The organism is Pullulanibacillus pueri, from assembly GCF_014639255.1.
Taxonomy (GTDB): domain Bacteria; phylum Bacillota; class Bacilli; order Bacillales; family Sporolactobacillaceae; genus Pullulanibacillus; species Pullulanibacillus pueri.
This window is the reverse complement of record NZ_BMFV01000025.1, coordinates 31,258-50,486: the sequence shown is the minus strand read 5'-3', so window position 1 is coordinate 50,486 and position 19,229 is coordinate 31,258. Positions and strand designations below refer to the sequence as shown.

Below are 19,229 nucleotides of genomic sequence, written 5' to 3'. Positions count from 1 at the left end.
TATTTGACCCTACTTAGGCAAGCCATAGCCTCCCTTTTGACGATTTTTTGTTAGCGATTACTTAGAAAGACAAAATTCTCGAGAGTCCAATCGAGGAGACAAATCTTTTGAGAAAAACCATTGCACCCTAAAATCCGATGTCAATGTAACCTTCATTGAAAAAAACACGACCGATAAGATCGCGTTTTTTAGAAGCTCTAATATTCAATTTCCTCATAATCCTTCGGTTGTGGTGGTGGATTTTGTGGCCGGCCTAAGGTTTTGTCTAAGGCATTTTTTTCATTTTCCTTTTTGCGATCTTGACCTTGTGATTTTTTATGATCCATTTTTCGCACCCCTTATTTCAGTATGTGGAAAAAGTATTTCGTTTATTCGTTGGGTGCTCAATGATGGTGATGATGGTGCTTTCCCTCATCATCCTGAATGGAACAGAGAATGGAGTCTTCATGATCATGGTCAGCCGTTTCAATTTGAATGGTGGTGTGACCAATCCCTTTATGCAATAGTGTATGTTCAATGTCTTGTAATATCTCTTGACTCTTTATTAGAGAATCCCTATCTCCCTCTAGGACAACATGACAAGACAAGGCATTAATACCACTGGAAATGCTCCATACATGCAAATCATGAATATTTTTGACACCTTTTACCGACTGGACAGCCTCAACAACATCCTGAAGTTCTATTCCTGAGGGTGTTCCCTCCATAAGAACATGGATAGATTGCCGGGTAACCCTCCAACCACTAACTAAAATTAATACGCTCACTAGAATGCTGGCTACAGGATCAGCCCAATTCCAATCGAAGAAAAGAATCAGAAGTGAAGCAATAATGGCGCCCACTGAGCCCAATAAATCACCAATCACATGCAAAAATGCAGCTTTTAAATTTAAATTTTCGCTCGTATCGCCTCTCATGAGGATCCAAGCCACTACGATGTTAATGATCAATCCTAAAACAGCAATCCAAAGCATATCCGTACCATTAACATGTGTAGAAGAAAAGAATCGATCAAAGGCTTCAACAATAATGATAATGGAGATGACAATAAGCACAACACCGTTAAATAAAGCAGCAAGGATTTCAAACCTCTTATACCCAAACGTCTTGCTTCCTGTTGCCAATTTTTCTCCAAATATAAAAGCGGCAAGACCTACGGCTAGAGAAACAGCATCACTCAGCATATGACCCGCATCCGATAAAAGCGCTAAACTGTGAGAAAGGAATCCTCCAATGGCCTCAGCAATCATAAAGGCTGCGGTCAGGATAAAACTAATAAGCAAAGCTTTTTTATTCGCATGATGCGTGTGGTCATGCCCATGATCATGCCCGTGTGAATGTGCCATAAACTCTCTCCCCGTTGGTACCTTTTTTATCTCTCATATGAATATATGTTCATATGTTTATTATATTAAGTATGCACAGGATTTGCAATGCTTAAATAAGGAAAAATCGCTCTTTTTTATAGGGTCCCATTGCTGTGTTTGCTTACTTAAACTTTATAAAAAACAAACGTTGGTCATTTATTTTACGAAAGACACCTTATATTATGTAGCCCAATGCCTCTTTTTTATGTTTCTTTGAAGAATATCAGTATATGCAGTTTTAATCATGACGCGCATGCTTCAAAGTTTGTTCAAGCAAATTCATGACATGGTTATCCTCAGGTGAATAATAAACCGCTTTACCTTGACGCCTAAATTTTACTAACCGTAAATTTTTTAATAAGCGCAGTTGATGAGAAACTGTTGATTGTTGAAGGCCTAATTCCTTAGCGATTTCATTGACAGAACACTCTTTTTTATTTAATAAATGCAAAATCCGAATACGTGTAGGTTCCGATAAGGCCTTAAATATTTGCGAAGCAACAAAGAGGGTTTCCTCGTCAATAAAATGTTCATCTTGATTATCCATTGATCATCACCCAGTTTCTATCGTTTATCACAATCAATTATAACAGTTTCTATCCACACAGGCCCAAAGCCACTTTTATCAAATGCGGCAATTCTTTTTATGCGGACGCTACCTTCTCTCGTTAATTTCGCTCTTGTTTCGTGCACCTTTTGTTAGCGCGGCGACTCTTTCGTGCGGGCGCTATACTCTTTTGTTATTTTCACTTTTGTTTCGTGCACCGTTGCGGTATATGTCACGTTTCTCTTACATGTTCTTTAATTTAAGTGGCTGATTTTATCATTCAACCATTGAATAATATCTCTTGTCACTTCTTCTCGATTGGTCTCATTCAACAATTCATGCCGGGCTCCTTCGTAAAACTTTAATTCTAACTTTTGAAGACCAGCTTTTTTAAAGTGATGATACGTTTTAATCACACCCTTTTTCGCTCCTCCTACTGGATCCTGAGCTCCAGAAATAAAAAGGACGGGAAGGTCCATTGGTACTTGTTTTAAGTTTGCCTTTTTATCTAATGCCTTGAGACCCGTCATGAGATCAATGAAAAAGCCGATAGTAGGTGTTTGTCCACAATAAGGGTCATTAATATATCTCTCGACCTCTTCTTGATCACGAGAGAGCCAATCTGAAGCTGTACGCTTTTGTTTAAAGGACTTATTATAGCGTCCAATGATCAATTGGTTTAACTTTTCACTTCGCGCACGACTACCGTATTTCCGCCTTGCTCTTTCTGCAATTTTTATTCCTATTGTACTTGCAAGACCTGGATCAGCGCCTGTCCCCGATAGAATAACACCAGCTAAACCCTCACAATATTTTTGGATAAATCGTCTAACAAGAAACGAGCCCATACTATGACCAAATAAGAAAAGGGGAACCTCATGATGGTGTAACTGAATATAATCGGACAACCTCTTCATATCTTCAACTGTTTTCTCCCAACCATTCTCATCATCTAAATGGACCCGTTCCTCTGGAGACCGTGCCGTCCGCCCGTGTCCTCTATGATCATTCGCATAAAGGGCAAAGCCTTGTGCACATAACGCTTCTGCAAACATTTGATAGCGCCCCGCATGTTCTGCCATTCCGTGTGCAAGTTGAACAACCCCTCTGCAAGAATCCCCTTCAGGGCCCCAGAAATAAGTATGAAGTTCAAGCCCCTCTATTCCCCTGACTTTAAACGTATGTGACCGCATCCTCTTCCCCCATTTCCACATTTATAAAGAATGGATCAAAAATTATATATAAAAAGTGATACAAATTACTGTATAATGAAGAAAACTGATCGATGGCAAGGTTTTAAAATCTCTTAAAAAGAAGGTGTACCAATGAATTGTTCAAATTGTAAGCAAGACATCCCTAACGATGCCAAGTTTTGTCCACACTGTGGCATTGAATACTCAACACATGAGCATGCAGCCTCATCCGATGTCGAACCAAGCAATATCCATGACCGACAACAGCCTTCTGCTCCGCATCCTAATATTGTAAAAGCGACAACATTTATCAACGCTTATTGGGCGTTTTTCATTGATAGTTTGAAATCACCCACTCCTCACGGTGAAACAGCCGACAAAAAGCACTATATTTATGGTTATGTCACCTTTGGGCTCTTTTCAATTATATATGGTTTCATCTTTTTCTTCATGACTCGTCCGCTTCATTCATTTAGCTTGTATGTCTATCAGGATTCTTTTAGCTTTTCAAAAACTTTTTTCCCAGCACTCTTTTTAATGATCCTGATTACACTAATGACTGTGCTCATTATTTGGGGAGTTACCCGTATCTTGTTGCACGTCAACGTGAGCTTTCATGATGTTGTCGGACGCTTTGGAGCATTTTCAACCCTTTATTTAGCCTTAGCTGTTATTGCCCTCATCTTATCTATACCAAGGATCTACGGACTCCTCGCCCTTTTCCTTGTGCTCATGTTATTGGTTTATCTCAGCTCGATATTTGCAGTTGTATATTCATACAAAAAGCAATCAAAGACAAAGGTTGATCCCTTGTATGCGACCTTAATCGTCTACGGTGTCTTATTTATTATCTTAGCCTTATTTTGGAATCGATTAGCGCTGTACATAGGAATGAACATGTTATAACGAAGGACCATTCAATGGAGATCTATAAGGGTGACTAGAATAGAGAGGTTAGGACATTATTAAAACAAACACCTCAGAAACCGAACATTATTTTCCTTTAGGCCTTGTGTTCTTTTCTTAGCGAAGTAATCTATGGGTCGCCTGCCACTGGCACGGACTAGCTCACTCAGGAAAGCAACATTGGCATTCCTGAGTGGTTCTTCGGGCCCGTGCTAATTTCGTAGAAGGCTCCCTATTTCACCGACATAACCTTAACTCTTTATTTTGGCTTGGACTTTTTCCTTCACTTCATGGATGTTTTCCATTTTGTTGTCCCAGCACTTCTGACTTAAATCAACGGGATATTCCTCTGGGTTTAAAGACCGTTTATATTCTTCCCATAATAGCTCTAAATTTTCTTTGGCATAGTGCTGTATAGCATATAAATCAGGGGTCTGGTAGACAAGCTCCCCCTCCTTAAATATGTCATGGAGGAGTTCTTTTGCTTTAAAGTTGGTCACAAACTTGCTAATAAACGTGTGAACAGGATGAAACATTTTTAAGCGCGGTTCGTCATTAGGATTTTCGTGTTCTAGAGTGATATAATCCCCTTCGGACTTATGATTAATGGTGTTAATAATCCGATAAACCTTCTTCATCCCTGGAGTCGATACCTTTTTTGGATTCCCAGAAATTTTGATGGTATCAATCATCTTTCCATCCTCATCTTCAATTGCCGCTAATTTATACACAGCACCTAAAGCTGGTTGATCGTAAGCTGTAATCAGTTTGGTTCCGACGCCCCAAATATCAATTTGCGCACCTTGCGCCTTTAAATTCATGATGGTTTGTTCATCAAGGTCATTAGATGCCACAATTTTTGCATCTGGAAAACCTGCATCATCAAGCATCTTCCTCGCCTTCTTAGACAAATAGGCAAGGTCTCCACTATCAAGACGGATCCCGATAAAATTAATAGCGTCTCCTAGTTCCTTTGCCACTTTTATTGCTGTTGGGACACCTGACCTCAAAGTATCATAGGTATCCACTAAGAACACACAATCCTTGTGGCGGCGGGCATATTTATGAAAGGCTGTATATTCATCTTTATAAGCCTGAACAAGAGAATGAGCATGTGTCCCTGAAACAGGAATACCAAATAATTTGCCTGCTCTGACATTACTCGTTGAGGAACAACCTCCAATAAAAGCTGCTCTTGTCCCCCAAATGGCCGCATCGAATTCTTGAGCTCGTCTTGTCCCAAACTCCATCACAGTCTGTTCCTTTGCGGCTTGCTTGATACGTGATGCTTTTGTTGCGATCAATGTCTGATAGTTAATAATATTTAATAATGCAGTCTCGATGAGTTGGGCTTCTGCCAAAGAGGCCTCAACTCGTAATAAGGGCTCATTTCCAAACACAAGCTCTCCCTCTTGCACTGAGCAAATATTCCCCTTAAAAGTGACTGTCTTTAAATAATCTAAGAAGTCATCTTTATAGCCAATCTCTCTAAGGTAGTCAATGTCCGTTTGGCTAAACTTAAAATTTTGTATGTAATCAATAACCTTTTCTAACCCTGCAAATATCGCATAACCATTATTGAACGGAATTGTTCTGAAATAAAGATCAAAAACGGCTCTTCTATTATGCAGATCGTCTTCCCAATAGGTTTCTGCCATATTTATTTGGTAAAGATCGGTATGTAATGCATAACTGTCATCATTCATCTTCTGTTTCATCGCTTTGCCTCCGCCTTAATACTGTTTTGCAAACAGAGAGAACCCTTTTTACCATTCTTAAATAGCTGTTGTTCCTATTCTTTTTCATTTCTTAGAATTTAAACATGATTCCAGTCTGTTATTAAAAATATTATAGCATTGCCTCCACATTATGCTTAATGAAATGTCTACCTTTTCCTTAAATGAGAAAAACTCGGCTGACACCTAGTCCTCATCAATGAACACAAGATATTCACCACTCTCTCTATTGCCTCGCTGACTTTTTTATGACTTAAAAACAAAAAGCGCCGATAACGACGCTTTCCCTTAATCCCTTTATTTATCTAAAGATGTTTTATCATACAGTCGCTTTTTGATTCATATTCAAGAGAGGCTGGAGACCCTTCATGAAGTCCCTGAATTGGGCAATATCCATTTGCTGTGCAGAATCTGAAAGGGCCGTAGCTGGGTCAGGATGTACCTCTGCCATAACAACATCAGCACCAATCGCGATGGCTGCCTTAGCGGCTGGCAAAAGAAGATCACGGCGACCAGTAGAGTGAGTCACATCAACCGCAACAGGTAAGTGTGTTTCCTTTTTAAGAATAGGCACACTGGAAATATCTAGAGTGTTTCGCGTTGCTTTTTCATAGGTCCTAATCCCGCGTTCACATAAAATAATTTGACTATTCCCTCTGGAGTGAATGTATTCAGCAGCATAAATCAATTCTTCAATTGTGGCTGAAAGCCCTCTTTTTAGCCAAACTGGACGATCCACGGACCCCGCTGTTTTTAGGAGATCAAAGTTCTGCATATTGCGGGCCCCGATTTGAATAATATCCACATAGTCAAGAGCCACTTCAATGTTCTCCGGACTAGTGATTTCACTGACGACAGCCATATCCAACTCATCAGCCACTTGTCTTAGGATTTTAAGACCTTCAACGCCTAAGCCTTGGAAGTCATAAGGGGAAGTTCTTGGTTTGAACGCTCCGCCACGGAGAAGTTGAAGGCCTTGATTTTTCATTTCAAGTGCGACTTCTCTTACTTGCTCATAGCTTTCCACAGAGCATGGCCCCATGACAAAATGAGTATTGCCATCCCCGATTTTCTCGCCCTTGACATCAATAACAGTGTCTTCTGAACGCTTTTCGCGTGATACGAGGAGTATTTTTTTTGTTTCTGTTTTTTGTAGGTCTAAACTCGCCTTAAATATTTGTTTGAATAAGTGCTGGAGTGTTGATGTTGAGAAAGGTCCTTCATTATTTTCTTTTATGGATTCAAGTAATTGGGTTTCACGTACGGGGTCAAAGCGTTTTGTCCCTTGTGTTTCCTTTATTTTACCAATACTATTTACAACTTCACCACGTTTGTTTAATAAACTTAAAAGTTCAAGATCAATCTCATCAATTCTTTTACGCAATGCTTCTAAACTTTCAGCCATTAGATACAATCCTCCCAATTTAATAACCTTGTACACTATCATCATAAAATTTTATTTATTTCTGCTAATATTGTCTCAAAAGATAAACAAACTTAAATGTTCTGTCAAGTCTTTTCCACTTTAAACAGTCAAAGAATATTTGGAAGAAAACGCTATACATCAATAGTTAAAACGTTCCCAGCCATCGAATAAATTTATTTTTCGAGCCTATTCTTTAATAAGGCTTATCTTGGTAAAAGTAATTCGGCATCACAAGATCGTCACTATAACGACGATGAAAAACATGAGTGGTCGCCGAAGCTAAAGGCGGTACAAGCCAAGACCACCTGCCCGTCACTTCACGCCCTGCTTGCTCTTCATTTTTTTCAAAAACTTTAAACTGACTTGCAGCCGTGTGATGATCGACAATACTGACACCCATTTTATCAAATGAATCAAGAACCGCAAGATTCAACTCGACCAGGGCTTTATCCTTCCATAATGAGCGATTGGAATGGATGGGAAGCCCAAGCTGTTTGCCAATCATAGGTAATAAATTGTAACGTGTTTCGTCCGCAAGATTTCTTGCCCCTATCTCTGTCCCCATGTACCAGCCATTAAAAGGAGCCGCGGTATAATTAATCCCTCCGATTTCTAAACGCATATCAGAAATGATCGGGACCGCGTACCACTTGACCTCCAAGCTGTCAAATAAAGAAACAGTCGGATGCTCAATAGGCACCTCTAAAATAATGTCCTGCGGGATTTCCAACCATCGCGGCTCATGACTTCCCACTTGAATAACCAGTGGAAGGATGTCAAACGCGGTGCCTTGCCCTTCCCAGCCGAGGGCCATACAAGCTTTAGTAAACGCAATAGAATGGGGATCACCAATAATCCCCTTGTCTGTTTCATATCCAGCATATCTTAGCAGTTGGTGGTTCCATATTTTAAGTTGAAAATGGTCGGACTTTGGTTTAAATAAAGTGATGGTGGGTCGAATTTTCCCTCCATTTGTCGCCAAGCGAATATGGTCAAATAGGCTTACAAAAATCTCATCGGGTTGATCGATTGACCGGGCATCAATGACATTGAGTCGCTCCCAAAACAAACGGCCAATGCAACGATTAGAATTCCGCCAGGCCATTTTAGCCCCGTGACGGAGTTCCTCTGAAGTATGTACATAATAACCAACATGATCAATAGACTCTTTTATTTGGAAGATTCTAGCGTCCGTTTCTTCAGCTGTTTTCCCTAATTCCTTATAGCACCTCTTTATAAAGTCTGTTGCTTCTTTCAGGAGTTCCGATGCCCTATGACTGCTATTTCTTCTCCCCATACAAGAGCCCCTTTCCATCTTCCCTTATATCATACCAGAAATGATGACAATAACACTCATCGTATGCTCAAAATGTAACCGCTTATTTTATAAGGTGTGACAAAAAAAGTCAAGTTTATTATTAAACTTTATCAATTCTATGGGGTATAATTAAGATAATAAATAATTTATATATAACGGGGTGGGGTCTTTGTTGGCATCTGAAAAAATTAAACATCGCAAAATGTCTAAAGCCGAATTTATAAGGCGAATGATCTTTATTCTCATCGGGGTTTCTTTAGAAGCTGTTGCCCTAGAGATATTCCTCGTTCCCAATGGGATTATTGATGGGGGCATTACCGGTATCTCAATTATGCTTTCACATATTACAGGGCTCGCGCTGGGTCTATTCCTATTTCTTCTTAACCTTCCTTTTATGATTTTGGGTTACAAGCACATGGGGAAAACGTTCACGATCACATCCTTAGGGGCTATTGTCGTCCTTTCTCTATTAACCGTTCTTTTCACTGAAGTCCCTGCTTTTACACAAGATCCACTTCTAGCAGCAGTATTTGGCGGAATTTTTCTTGGGATCGGCATTGGATTAGTCATTCGTAACGGCGGGACATCAGACGGAACAGAAATCGTAGCCGTCCTTTTCAATAAGTCCATACCCTTTTCAGTCGGTGAGACTGTTATGTTTTTCAATATTTTCATTCTTGGTTGTGCAGGGTTCGTTTTCGGATGGAACCACGCGATGTATTCCCTCATCGCATACTTTATCGCCTTTAAAATGATTGATATTACCGTAGAAGGACTCGAATCCTCTAAATCGGTATGGATTATTAGTGATAAACATACTGAAATCGGTGATACCTTAAATGATCGGCTTGGACGAGGGGTCACCTACCTTAATGGTGAGGGAGCTTATTCCGGTGATGACAAACAAGTCATTTTTACTGTAGTGACGCGTTTAGAAGAGGCTAAACTCAAAAATATTGTCAATGAGATTGACCCTTCTGCCTTTCTTGCTATCGGGGATATCCATGATGTTAAAGGCGGTAACTTCAAGAAACGTAATATTCACTAATCGATTGAAACCTTTGCTCTTTTATCAGAGACTAAGTCAGTCAGAAAATTCAAGAAAACAGCGAACAATGATCCATGTGTATGAAATTAATACACGGATTGCTGTTCGTTTTTTCATTTAGCCATTATTTGTTCAATTACCTTAAAGGAATTTTATCAGAATCACTTGGATAGATTTCGACAAAGAGTCTATTTTTCCTTCAAAAACTAAAAATACTCGCTCTTGAATTCTATCGTAAACCTTTTATATCACTGAGTACTTTATACTCCCTTATTGTTAGCAAAAATGTTTGCAAGTGAGCCCCACGTAAAAATGCGACTTCCCACCAAGAGGTAAAAAATCGCATTGTATCAACGTATATATGGTCGGGAAGACAGGATTTGAACCTGCGACCCCCACGTCCCGAACGTTCTTTACGTATGTATAAGCCGTCTCAAGTTAATTTAACGCTATTATACACGTTAATTCTAGCATTGGCAACCCGTACACACGATAGTTTTTCGTGGGCATTATCGTTTAATGATCGTCGTTATTTTGCGTTCAATGTACGAGATACCATGCGATAAAAGTTAATTGCGTCTGAGCGCACGTCAGCAACACGTCTCACCTTACGGTGGCTTTGCGTACCCCCGAAGTTTAAATTTTTTGCGCGCATTTAAGAGGCACCAGGTGAAGTGGGGCGAAATTCGACCGGCCCCCCCCATCGAAAAAAAGAGCCGACCCTACTGGCCGACCCTCTCCGCATATTCATTCACGATCTTATAGAACGTTGTCTTCTTTAATTCGAGTAGTCGCATGAACTCAACGCTTGTTATATCGTTGCCCTTCCATCGCGAGTAGTTATGTGCGAGTACCTTGCGTTGTTCTTCGCTTAGTGTATCAACGCTAACAGTCGGCCTACCTAACCGCTTGCCCTTCGCCTTTGCTGCGGCTATGCCTTCCGCCTGGCGTTGGCGTATGTCCTCGCGTTCCTTCTGCGCAACAAACGCAAGCACCTGCAATACGAGGTCACTAACGAATGTGCCTAGCGTATCTCTATACTGTCGCGTGTCTAGCAACGGCATATCAAGCACGCATATGTCAGCACCAATATTCTGCGTAATGTCTTCCCACTCGCGCTTAATGTCACGGCTATTGCGACCGAACCGATCTATCGACTTTACGAACAACACATCGCCTTCACTGATGACCCGTTTCATTATCGTATACTCATCGCGAATAAAGTCCTTACCGCTCACCTTATCGATGAATATATCACGATCTTCTAAGCCCTGCGCCTTCATTTCCGACAACTGGCGATCAATGTTCTGATCCGCACTACTTACGCGAATGTAACCTAGTTTGCGTTCGCCCATCCGTATCACTCCTTTAATTAAAGTATACGCCTATTTCCGTAAATGTCAATGTTATTTTACGAACGTTCATAAATTAATTTCAACGCATTTACGGTCGGTGATAACGAGTATTATTTATAGTCCGCGAAGGTATACTTTTACGGAAATATCGGAATGTGCATCGGCAACCCCGTGAGTTTTCGAAGGCCTCTCGCGGCGAACGCCAAAGCCGGTAAAATGTATTATGATGAACACCGCTGAACCTTACGAAATCCAGTTTCTTCTATGTAATACGCGAATAGTGGTCAATTGGTCGCCGCAATACACGGATTGCCCGAAAAATTTCCGAGGGGTCGCGCGTCAGCGGGTGTCAGCTAGTGAAACGCACATTTTCGCATATTAAAATTAATAATTAAAAAAGCCACCCATATTGGTAGCTTATACTCAAAACCTTATATAGGACATCATATTACCATTTTGAGTCTTTTGTAGTTCTTTAAATCCGTTGGACAAATAAAAATCCCTTAAGTTCGGTGTTGGGTTATATTCAACAGTTACAATCCTTAATGCTACACTCTCAAAAATTTGCTTACAAGCATGCAAAGCTTCTTTTAAAATTTCTTTACCTGGAACAATGCCCTTATATTGATCAGATCGCCCTAATTGAGCAATTAAAATCGACTCAAACCCAACAGCTTCTTTGTTTTGAACTAATCTCTGTTTTGTCGTTTTAGAAACATTGCCTTCAAATGCAAAATAGCTCGTCTTAAGGGTATAATAACCTATTATGTCAAAATTATTTTGCTCATCAATTACTAAATAAGTACGAGTGTAATGCCTATTCTCGCACTCTACAGCATTTTCATGTAAAAAAGACTCCACATCTTTATTGATTTCACATGTAAAAGAGGAGAGGTATTTATTAGTACTTTCCTCTCCTCGAGCATCAATAAATTTACGTAATTTAACTATTTCCATTATTGTCTTGAATCTAAAATGAAAGCCGCATGTTCGACGGTGTCTTTATCATGTCTTGCTTCACTTCTAGACAGAATGGCCGGTGGAGTCATGAGGATTTTTCTAGCCATAGATTCACTAATGGTATAGTTAATTACACTTACATCTTCATTTTTTAATTTTGTAGCCATATCTTTTTTCACCTCATCATAATCGCTCAATACTCTCACCACCTATAAATTAGTGCTAACAGTATATGCGAATTTTTTTAAAAGTATACTAACAAGCCTACGGACATGCTATTAATCTATAATTTATTATATCGCGACAACCATAATATTTCAAGCCAACTTTTATAATGTGTTACGCGCAGCACGCATACGGGCGATTTCCGCTTTCATTGCGTCTATGTCGCTTGTTTGCGTATTGTCAGCGCCTTTATTTTCGACCTCTAGCTTATCCGTTAGCATGCCGTTCATTTGCAGCACTAATTTTGCCATTGCCGCATTGCCTTCGGAAATCGCGTTATCTAGCATCGCGGTTACTAGCTCGTCGAGTCGGTCGTGTGAGTTCGTTACTACTGCGCGCTTGTATTCCGCTTGAAACAACGGGTCTTTACGCCATGATAATAACGTATTTCGATGCACGCCGAGTTCGTCCGCAATGTCCTGGTATTCACGGCGCTTTATTTTGCGTTCGAGTAACAATTCGATCGCTCGTTGTTGTGTTTCATCAAGTTTTTTCATTATCGTTTACCGCCTTTCATATTAAATTATTTCTTCTTAATTCCTGCAAAGTAGCTGTTAGTTCTCGATTTTGCCCCAAATCTACGATCCGTTTTATCCGCAATAAACGTGAGTAGCGCCTCCGCCTCAAATCCCGCAATATTGATAGTTGCTTTCATATTGCTTGGCATCGCAGGCGTTGTATTTCCGTTAGCTGCGCTTGATCTTTTGTTATTACTGTCACTGACGCCCGCGTAACTACGCCTTATTACTTGTTGATTATCAACCACCGGCATCGCAACTTGACCGACTTGTGGCGTTGCCGCTGCGCTTACTTTGTCGGCTGCCTTGCGTACCGTGCCGATTGACTTTTCCATGCCGACCGCGATGCCCGACGGTAGGTACTTACCGACTGTGTCGCTCATCAGACGCGATGGTGAGTGGATGCCGAAGAACGACGTAAACGCACCTTTGATCTTCGAGCCCACGCTCTTAGCCGCGCTGACTACCGAACCCACCGCCGAGGTGATTCCGTTGGCTAAGCCGCGAATGATGTCTTTGCCGATGCCAACTAAATCGATTCCTCCGAGATATTTCTTGATGTCAGCCCAAACGTTCTTAACCGTGCCCTTTATCGCGTTCCAAGCGCCTTTCCAGTCGCCTTTTAGCAGCCGCATGACCGTTTTTATTAAGCCGAGGATTATGTCTAGCCCCGCGCTAACTACCGTCTTAATAACACCCCACGCGACTTTAACAACGCCACTAATTATCGGCCATACCGCTTGGAAAACGCCTTTAATGACGCCCATGACCGCCTTAATGACGGACGCGACTATGCCGAAATAAGATCGTACCATTGAAACTATATCCGCACCGTTTTCCGCCCAAAACGCCTTTATTTTCGCTAGCTGGTCGCCCAGGAACGAAGTGACCGCGCCTATAATCTGCTTTGTTATCGTGCTGATAAACTGCACCGCCGTGTTCCACGCTTGCTTGATTGCCGCCCATGCCGCGTTGACCATACCGCGAAACCAGCCGACTTTTTTGTACGCGAGCACCAACGCGGTTACGATAAGCCCTATCGCTGCAACAATAGCGATAATAGGCAAGATAACCGTAGTAAATGCGGCTGCTGTTGCGGTCATGACTGAACCTAGCACCCCAAATCCGGTGATCATAGTCGGTAACATACCCGCGATAACTAGAAGTCCGCCTCCAAGTATAGTTAAAATCGGCACTAGAATCATGACTGCGGTGGCCGCTATTTGTATACCGTTGGGCAATTTTGCGAACCACGTACCCACCGTTTGCATGGCTGATGACATCGAACCAAGCGCATTTTTTAGCGGCTCGAATATTGGTTTGGCCAAGTTCTTCGCGAATATTTGGAAGTTCTCCTTGAGGTTTTGCAGTCGGCCGCTGAATGTGTCCGCTTGAGCAGCCGCCGATCCACCGAATGTTGATTGAATACCCTTCTGCAATGCCGGTAGGGCGTCGTCGGCCATCAACTTCCCGTTTGCAGCCATTTGCATTAAGTCTTTAATCGGCATTTTCATTGACTTTGACAGGAGTTGCCAAGATGGTATACCGCGTTCTGCGAGTTGTTGCATTTCCTCCGCGGATATTTTACCTTTCGCTTGAATCTGACCTATTGCGGTTACTACGCCGTCTAATTCATCGACACCACCACCAGTGCCGGCAACTGCGTCCGCGAGGTCCTTCATGTACTTTGTAGATTTTGTCGCGCTCATACCCATCGCCATTAGTCGCTGATCGCCTTTAAGCATCGATGGGAAATCAAACGGTGTTTTTACAGCAAAATTTTGAAGGTCGGCCATGACATCTTTGGTTTTACTCGCTGACTTCGTGAAAACGTTGAGCCCTACCTCCGCTTGCTCCATATCCGCTAGGTACTTGGTGCCGATACCTAGCGTGGCTCCGACTGCAGCGCCCATGCCTGCCCCGAAAGCCATTACTCCCTTACCCAGTGTTTTAGTTTTCTCGGCTATACCGCTAACTTGCCTATCAAGGTTGTTCATAGTCTGGGAAAAATTATCAATAGCACTTATACGGTACGAAAGGTTCAAAGACATTTCAACTCACCTTCCTTTCTAGTTTGACTTTGACTAACTTTGACCTTTGTGGTAAATAAAAAGAGCAACCCATCATAGGTCACTCTTAATTCGTGCGGTTAAATTTTCTTGATAAGCCAACGCGTGTTTCTTCGCCTGCTCCATCTTGCGCACCGCCTTAATATGCCGACCTTTAATATGCGCCTGGAACGCATCCCTTGCTGCTCTAAATGCACGCAATAAATGCGGTAAGTCAGCGCGTTCAATTTCGGTTAACTCTAACGCCTTCATTTTCTCGATACCTTCTTCGAGCTGCGCTTTGGCCCATTCGCACTTTTCTCGCATGTTGGTTTCGTTTACCGTTGCGTCAAACTCGCGACCAACACCATCGAAGTATTTTGCGTTGATTGCTTGTAGTTGCTCAAATCCGCTCATTTATTTCCCCCGCTTTCTCATATCGGCACCGAACGCTGAGCCACCACTTGCTTGTTCCGGCGCTTTGACTTCGCCTTTCATCGCGTTGTGCTGATCGTCACTGTGAATCAGATACGGATTACCAGCGCCGCTCAACGAATGTTCTTTCAACTCGCGAATACCGTTGAGGATCGGTTTAACTTGCTCACGTAATTTGGCCGCTGTCCTTACCGCTTCGCCCTTTTTAGTCCATAACTCCTCAAGACGCGCTTCCTCGGCGTCACTAATGAAGCCTGCGCTCGGTGACAACTCGTATATTCGACGGTCGATTAAACGTCCTTGCTCTGCGTAGCTTTCCGCCTCACGTTCTACCGATAACTCGAGCGGCTTGAGTGCTTCGTTCACCTCGCTGACAAGGACGCGGCTTTCTGTGGCCAACGCTGCGTGCTCGGCCACTTTGGTGAGGTACGCCTGCTTTGCGTCGAGTATCGCTTGACGGATTGCCTCGTCTTTCTTGCGCTTGGCTTCGAGTTCCTTTGTCGCTTCCTTTCGGATTTTCTCCGCTAGTGCAGCCGATTGTTGCGGGTCATACGATTGTTTGTGTTTTTGCTGATACTCCGCGATTTCAATTTTACGTTTCATGGCAGCGATTGCCTTGTCCGCCTTTTCAAGCGCTTTGTCATCGGCGTCAGCGAGCGCATCAAGGCGATCACTTTCGAGGTTTTTTAGTTCCTCTTTATACACCTTTACCTGCGCGGTCAACTCGTCTAGGCTTGTTTCCCTCGCTTCTTTGAATTCTTGGTACTCCCGCAATGATTTAAGCATCCCCATTTACTCATCCGCTCCCTTTTCATTTTCCATCGCCTGCATTCTCGTGTTTACTTTCATGATCTCGACCATTGCGCGTGTATCTCGTCCATCGCGCGCTTGATAATCCGCGGTCATTTCGTCGTATTTTGTTTTAAGTTCGTCGTAGGTCATGCCCATGTAAGGGTCAGCCGGCTTATTAATTTCGTAATCTCCCTGCGAGATTTCCGTCGCCGCTTCGGTTATTCGCTTGCGTGCCACACGATACTCGCTATCGGTAACATTGCGATATGGCTTAAACGTTCCATCGTAACTACTAATCGTTTGCTTGCATTCAATAATCTCGCGTTCTAGTTTGGCGCGTTCCTGCGCCCACTGTTCCGGTGTCAATTTAACTCACGCTCCTTTGTGGTAATTCGTCGTAATAATTGCTATTCAATTCAGTAGGTTCATAACCAGCATTCCGGCAATATTTAAGCGCCGACTCCAATGACTTGCGGGCTGCCGATCCTCGTTTTACTCTTTTGTACTCATAATCCCACTCGAATACTTTAGCGCCACTTTCGTTTTCGATTATTTCAACTTTAGCGCCGTATACTCCACACATCGCAACTCTTACATGGTGATTAATCGTCGCTGTCAGCTTTCATCCGCCTCCGTATTATTTAGATTTTTGAACATGCGATCAGTCCAATTTTTACCGTCATGCTTTTTAGCGAAGTATTTCTGCTTTTTATAGCGATGCTGCTGTCGTTGCGTCATCCGGTCGAATCTCGCTTGCTTGCTATTTTTCCGTGGCATCGAGCACTCTCCTATAACGTCTTAATTAAGATTCATAACCAAATAGTCTAGGTCGATATTAAAAACGCCACACGGCTTATATACGGCGCTCAAAACGGGCATTTTTTGCTTAAAAGCGTCTTAATGCTCGCCTTTATTTTGCTGGTAGTAACGCCGATTCCTAGCGGCCTTGTTTTCCGCCCTGACTTGCGCGGCACATGACTCGCAATACACTTGCCGATTAGACTTGCGCTCATACGGTTGCTCACACCGCTTGCACACCGCGTTTGGCTTGTCGCCCCAATACGCTGCCCCGAACGCCTGCCAGTAGCGCGCTTTTAGTTTGTCGTCGGCGGGCAAGACCGCGTTCTCGAAATAAGCGCAGCGACCAAAACCGTCACCCTCGCGAAAAAACGGACATTGATTGCAGCCGGGCGATGTTTCGAGGTGACACTTGCCGTCGCGGTTATATGTGGCGCAATGGCTTTCTACGTGCTTTTGTAAGTCGTTTTTTAACACTGTAAATCGTCCTTATGCGTTTCGTGCCGTCCTTAACGTCTTGTTATTTGTTTGTCCGGCGATGGTTGGCCGAGTGTTTACGGTACTCGTGTCCGGTGGTTCTGCGCCCTGCCAACCCAGGGCATTCGATTAATATTCGCGTTCGTTGACTAGCGTATATTTAGGCGGTCGCGGTGAGGAAATCGGAATACCGTTCTTATTGAGCGGTAATGGTTTACGCGGCTTGCGCGATTGCTTGCGGCGCCCGTGCGGTTTATTTCGGCTGTTCATCGGTTACACCTCTTTTTAATATTTTTGTATATAAAAAGCCCCTTCGATTTTTAACGTCGAAAGAGCTTACTTACAAGCCTGCAAACATTTGTAAAATTGTATTATCATAACCGTTCTCGCCTTGCAGTCTGCTAAATATTCGCGGATTAAGAATAACGAGCGTATCGCGTCCGTCACCGTCATCGGAATTCTCTAGAAGCATAGCGCGGCGTTCGACTGTGACTAACGCCCCAGCCTTTTTTAATCTACGCAACACTTCTTCAACCTTTTGACGTGATATGCCAACACACTTTGCGATTTGGGTTTTATTCATGTAACGGACATCCTGGGCCACTTCCTCGAAAGGATTCTCGCAAATAAGATTTGTTTCGTAATGAACAAACGGCGTTAGCTTATATAGAAATCCCGCTTCGGCCGCACTTAGCTTCAAAGTCTTCAAGGTTGTGTGAAATGTTTTTACTAGCATAGCCGCATCTCCCCCAGCTTTTTTTCTAAAATGGTAACGGTCATTTATTCGATAATAACCACTGTCGGTCTGCTCCAACACATCCGCATCTTTGAGTTTACTTAGCGCTGTCCTCGTGTGCTTTACGTGTATTCCGAATATTTTCGCGATTCCTTTATCATCTAGTGGCATTGGATTCCGTCCCTGTATCCCTATAATGTTAGTCTTAAAATGGATATACGGCTGCAACATGAGAATATATCCGCAAAGTTTATTCGATAGGTTATCTGTAACCTCGTGCATGTTTCTCATGTGGCTAAACGTAAAATGTCGCTTGTCGCGCTTTCGGTGCCCAACCGCCCGCTTGCGTTCAGTCGCTTCTGCGGACTCTAACATAAATATCCGGCCCGCCTCGTCCTTGCCGTAGCCGTTGTCGCCGATTGGCGTAACTTTTCCGATCGGCTTTTCACTTAATAATCGTTGAATTCTACGGTGCATTTCACCCATTCCTGTCGTCCCCCCTAAATATGTGTCACCTTTTTGTCCAATATACCCCAAACTGTGTCACCTTTTTGTCCACCTCTTAAATAGCACTTTTACCCCCAAAAACCCCGCTATATCAAGGTTTTTCTCCATTTTCCTAGCTCCCGTCAATTTGATTGTATCTTTATCTTCTATACAGTTACTAACGTCAAAACCGTTACGCGATGAAAGGAATAGCGGCATTAATCGTTATTAACGTTTGTAAAAGACAAAGGCAGGGCTAACGCCCGCAGGCAAAAACCGCCTGCCATACAATCTCTTTAACCGCGTAAGAATTTAAATATAAAGTACATACGCGATAAAAAGTATATGGCGGGCTGAGCGAAGCGAAGACCCGCGCTAAGGCGATAGGCTTAGCTGATCTCTTGTTCTTGTTCCGGTTGCTCCGACTTAATATCGAACTTTTCGTAAATATCGATTATCTGTTGTAACTTCGTAGGCGTAAGATTAAGTTCCCGCGTAATCCCAGCGCACACCTTATCGGTTATTGATCGTTTATTGTGTTCGATCTGATTAATGAACGCGTCGGACACGTCACACAATGCGCCAATATCGGTTTGTGTAAGTCGATATACTTTGCGAATTTTAAATAATTGGTCAGCCGTGATCTTCATTTCGTTTCCCCCTTCGGTTAGTTTTTTCTAACTTAATGCTATTAAAAAAGCCCCGACCGAATGGCCGAGACTAACTATCTCTATAAGGCAATACCAGCTAATAAGGTAAATTATCGGGTTCCCTATTAGTCATAGGCAGAAGTAAGATAAAAGTTCATATTCTCCCCCTTATAGCCACGGAACTCCCCCGAAAGTTCACGTACACACT

The 19,229-nt window shown here is 42.6% G+C and carries 21 protein-coding genes; 2 read left to right on the top strand and 19 right to left on the bottom strand.

Features of this window, described 5'->3' with window-relative positions; all coding sequences use genetic code 11:
- Positions 1–197: 197 nt before the first annotated feature.
- The 4 genes from IEV91_RS21915 to IEV91_RS14805 form a co-directional block, all read right to left on the bottom strand.
- Positions 198–326, bottom strand: coding sequence for a hypothetical protein (locus tag IEV91_RS21915; protein ID WP_268236403.1), 129 nt, complete (start codon positions 324–326; stop codon positions 198–200).
- 57 nt (positions 327–383) lie between these two features.
- The gene (locus IEV91_RS14815; protein WP_188498201.1) at positions 384–1,346 is read right to left on the bottom strand and encodes a cation diffusion facilitator family transporter; all 963 of its coding nucleotides are present in this window, start codon (positions 1,344–1,346) and stop codon (positions 384–386) included.
- Positions 1,347–1,605: 259 nt separating this feature from the next.
- Complete coding sequence (locus IEV91_RS14810; protein WP_188498200.1) at positions 1,606–1,914, bottom strand: ArsR/SmtB family transcription factor; 309 nt, start codon at positions 1,912–1,914, stop codon at positions 1,606–1,608.
- A gap of 254 nt (positions 1,915–2,168) precedes the next feature.
- Positions 2,169–3,107 (bottom strand): alpha/beta hydrolase, encoded by a 939-nt coding sequence (locus tag IEV91_RS14805; RefSeq protein ID WP_188498199.1) that lies wholly within the window; start codon positions 3,105–3,107, stop codon positions 2,169–2,171.
- 132 nt (positions 3,108–3,239) lie between these two features.
- Here IEV91_RS14805 and IEV91_RS14800 point away from each other — a divergent pair, with 132 nt between their 5' ends.
- Positions 3,240–4,013, top strand: a complete 774-nt coding sequence (locus tag IEV91_RS14800; protein WP_188498198.1) for a zinc ribbon domain-containing protein — start codon at positions 3,240–3,242, stop codon at positions 4,011–4,013.
- A 251-nt stretch (positions 4,014–4,264) separates the two neighbouring features.
- On the opposite strand, the gene IEV91_RS14795 is transcribed toward IEV91_RS14800, so the two are convergent.
- The 3 genes from IEV91_RS14795 to IEV91_RS14785 form a co-directional block, all read right to left on the bottom strand.
- Positions 4,265–5,731 (bottom strand): nicotinate phosphoribosyltransferase, encoded by a 1,467-nt coding sequence (locus IEV91_RS14795; protein ID WP_188498197.1) that lies wholly within the window; start codon positions 5,729–5,731, stop codon positions 4,265–4,267.
- 337 nt (positions 5,732–6,068) lie between these two features.
- A complete protein-coding gene (locus tag IEV91_RS14790; protein WP_188498196.1) occupies positions 6,069–7,154 on the bottom strand; it encodes a bifunctional 3-deoxy-7-phosphoheptulonate synthase/chorismate mutase in 1,086 nt (361 codons plus the stop codon).
- A gap of 214 nt (positions 7,155–7,368) precedes the next feature.
- On the bottom strand, positions 7,369–8,472 hold the full coding sequence (locus IEV91_RS14785) for a nitric oxide synthase oxygenase (RefSeq protein ID WP_188498195.1): 1,104 nt from the start codon (positions 8,470–8,472) through the stop codon (positions 7,369–7,371).
- 223 nt (positions 8,473–8,695) lie between these two features.
- On the opposite strand from IEV91_RS14785, the gene IEV91_RS14780 reads away from it, so the two are divergent.
- Positions 8,696–9,541 carry a YitT family protein gene (locus tag IEV91_RS14780; RefSeq protein WP_188498218.1) on the top strand — a complete coding sequence of 282 codons (846 nt, stop codon included), beginning with the start codon at positions 8,696–8,698 and terminating at the stop codon, positions 9,539–9,541.
- A 722-nt stretch (positions 9,542–10,263) separates the two neighbouring features.
- Here IEV91_RS14780 and IEV91_RS14775 read toward each other — a convergent pair.
- The 12 genes from IEV91_RS14775 to IEV91_RS14720 all read right to left on the bottom strand — a co-directional run bounded on the left by IEV91_RS14775 (position 10,264) and on the right by IEV91_RS14720 (position 19,021).
- Positions 10,264–10,896: a recombinase family protein gene (locus tag IEV91_RS14775; RefSeq protein WP_188498194.1), complete on the bottom strand. Its 633-nt coding sequence runs from the start codon at positions 10,894–10,896 to the stop codon at positions 10,264–10,266.
- A 423-nt stretch (positions 10,897–11,319) separates the two neighbouring features.
- Entirely contained in the window at positions 11,320–11,853 is a 534-nt protein-coding gene (locus tag IEV91_RS14770; protein ID WP_188498193.1) for a GNAT family protein, read from the bottom strand.
- Complete coding sequence (locus IEV91_RS14765) at positions 11,853–12,053, bottom strand: hypothetical protein (RefSeq protein WP_188498192.1); 201 nt, start codon at positions 12,051–12,053, stop codon at positions 11,853–11,855. Before IEV91_RS14765 ends, IEV91_RS14770 begins: the two co-directional genes overlap by 1 nt.
- Before the next feature lie 132 nt (positions 12,054–12,185).
- Positions 12,186–12,578 carry a phBC6A51 family helix-turn-helix protein gene (locus IEV91_RS14760; protein WP_188498191.1) on the bottom strand — a complete coding sequence of 131 codons (393 nt, stop codon included), beginning with the start codon at positions 12,576–12,578 and terminating at the stop codon, positions 12,186–12,188.
- A gap of 26 nt (positions 12,579–12,604) precedes the next feature.
- A complete protein-coding gene (locus IEV91_RS14755) occupies positions 12,605–14,650 on the bottom strand; it encodes a tape measure protein (RefSeq protein WP_188498190.1) in 2,046 nt (681 codons plus the stop codon).
- Positions 14,651–14,722: 72 nt separating this feature from the next.
- Complete coding sequence (locus IEV91_RS14750) at positions 14,723–15,064, bottom strand: hypothetical protein (protein ID WP_188498189.1); 342 nt, start codon at positions 15,062–15,064, stop codon at positions 14,723–14,725.
- The gene (locus IEV91_RS14745) at positions 15,065–15,874 is read right to left on the bottom strand and encodes a hypothetical protein (RefSeq protein ID WP_188498188.1); all 810 of its coding nucleotides are present in this window, start codon (positions 15,872–15,874) and stop codon (positions 15,065–15,067) included.
- Positions 15,875–16,240 carry a hypothetical protein gene (locus IEV91_RS14740; protein ID WP_188498187.1) on the bottom strand — a complete coding sequence of 122 codons (366 nt, stop codon included), beginning with the start codon at positions 16,238–16,240 and terminating at the stop codon, positions 15,875–15,877.
- Positions 16,241–16,489: 249 nt separating this feature from the next.
- Positions 16,490–16,651 carry a hypothetical protein gene (locus IEV91_RS14735; RefSeq protein WP_188498186.1) on the bottom strand — a complete coding sequence of 54 codons (162 nt, stop codon included), beginning with the start codon at positions 16,649–16,651 and terminating at the stop codon, positions 16,490–16,492.
- 120 nt (positions 16,652–16,771) lie between these two features.
- On the bottom strand, positions 16,772–17,149 hold the full coding sequence (locus tag IEV91_RS14730) for a hypothetical protein (protein WP_188498185.1): 378 nt from the start codon (positions 17,147–17,149) through the stop codon (positions 16,772–16,774).
- A 340-nt stretch (positions 17,150–17,489) separates the two neighbouring features.
- A complete protein-coding gene (locus IEV91_RS14725) occupies positions 17,490–18,422 on the bottom strand; it encodes a helix-turn-helix domain-containing protein (protein WP_188498184.1) in 933 nt (310 codons plus the stop codon).
- 338 nt (positions 18,423–18,760) lie between these two features.
- Positions 18,761–19,021, bottom strand: coding sequence for a helix-turn-helix domain-containing protein (locus tag IEV91_RS14720; RefSeq protein ID WP_188498183.1), 261 nt, complete (start codon positions 19,019–19,021; stop codon positions 18,761–18,763).
- Positions 19,022–19,229: the final 208 nt, after the last annotated feature.

Excerpts from the sequence above, each read along its gene's own strand:
- IEV91_RS14755 (WP_188498190.1), bottom strand. The coding sequence starts at position 14,650 with ATGTCTTTGAACCTTTCGTACCGTATAAGTGCTATTGATAATTTTTCC.
- IEV91_RS14780 (WP_188498218.1), top strand. The coding sequence starts at position 8,696 with ATGTCTAAAGCCGAATTTATAAGGCGAATGATCTTTATTCTCATCGGG.
- IEV91_RS14745 (WP_188498188.1), bottom strand. The coding sequence starts at position 15,874 with ATGGGGATGCTTAAATCATTGCGGGAGTACCAAGAATTCAAAGAAGCG.
- IEV91_RS14735 (WP_188498186.1), bottom strand. The coding sequence starts at position 16,651 with ATGCCACGGAAAAATAGCAAGCAAGCGAGATTCGACCGGATGACGCAA.
- IEV91_RS14815 (WP_188498201.1), bottom strand. The coding sequence starts at position 1,346 with ATGGCACATTCACACGGGCATGATCATGGGCATGACCACACGCATCAT.
- IEV91_RS14720 (WP_188498183.1), bottom strand. The coding sequence starts at position 19,021 with ATGAAGATCACGGCTGACCAATTATTTAAAATTCGCAAAGTATATCGA.
- IEV91_RS14775 (WP_188498194.1), bottom strand. The coding sequence starts at position 10,896 with ATGGGCGAACGCAAACTAGGTTACATTCGCGTAAGTAGTGCGGATCAG.
- IEV91_RS14760 (WP_188498191.1), bottom strand. The coding sequence starts at position 12,578 with ATGAAAAAACTTGATGAAACACAACAACGAGCGATCGAATTGTTACTC.
- IEV91_RS14810 (WP_188498200.1), bottom strand. The coding sequence starts at position 1,914 with ATGGATAATCAAGATGAACATTTTATTGACGAGGAAACCCTCTTTGTT.
- IEV91_RS14785 (WP_188498195.1), bottom strand. The coding sequence starts at position 8,472 with ATGGGGAGAAGAAATAGCAGTCATAGGGCATCGGAACTCCTGAAAGAA.
- IEV91_RS14805 (WP_188498199.1), bottom strand. The coding sequence starts at position 3,107 with ATGCGGTCACATACGTTTAAAGTCAGGGGAATAGAGGGGCTTGAACTT.
- IEV91_RS14800 (WP_188498198.1), top strand. The coding sequence starts at position 3,240 with ATGAATTGTTCAAATTGTAAGCAAGACATCCCTAACGATGCCAAGTTT.
- IEV91_RS14795 (WP_188498197.1), bottom strand. The coding sequence starts at position 5,731 with ATGAAACAGAAGATGAATGATGACAGTTATGCATTACATACCGATCTT.
- IEV91_RS14790 (WP_188498196.1), bottom strand. The coding sequence starts at position 7,154 with ATGGCTGAAAGTTTAGAAGCATTGCGTAAAAGAATTGATGAGATTGAT.
- IEV91_RS21915 (WP_268236403.1), bottom strand. The coding sequence starts at position 326 with ATGGATCATAAAAAATCACAAGGTCAAGATCGCAAAAAGGAAAATGAA.
- IEV91_RS14770 (WP_188498193.1), bottom strand. The coding sequence starts at position 11,853 with ATGGAAATAGTTAAATTACGTAAATTTATTGATGCTCGAGGAGAGGAA.
- IEV91_RS14750 (WP_188498189.1), bottom strand. The coding sequence starts at position 15,064 with ATGAGCGGATTTGAGCAACTACAAGCAATCAACGCAAAATACTTCGAT.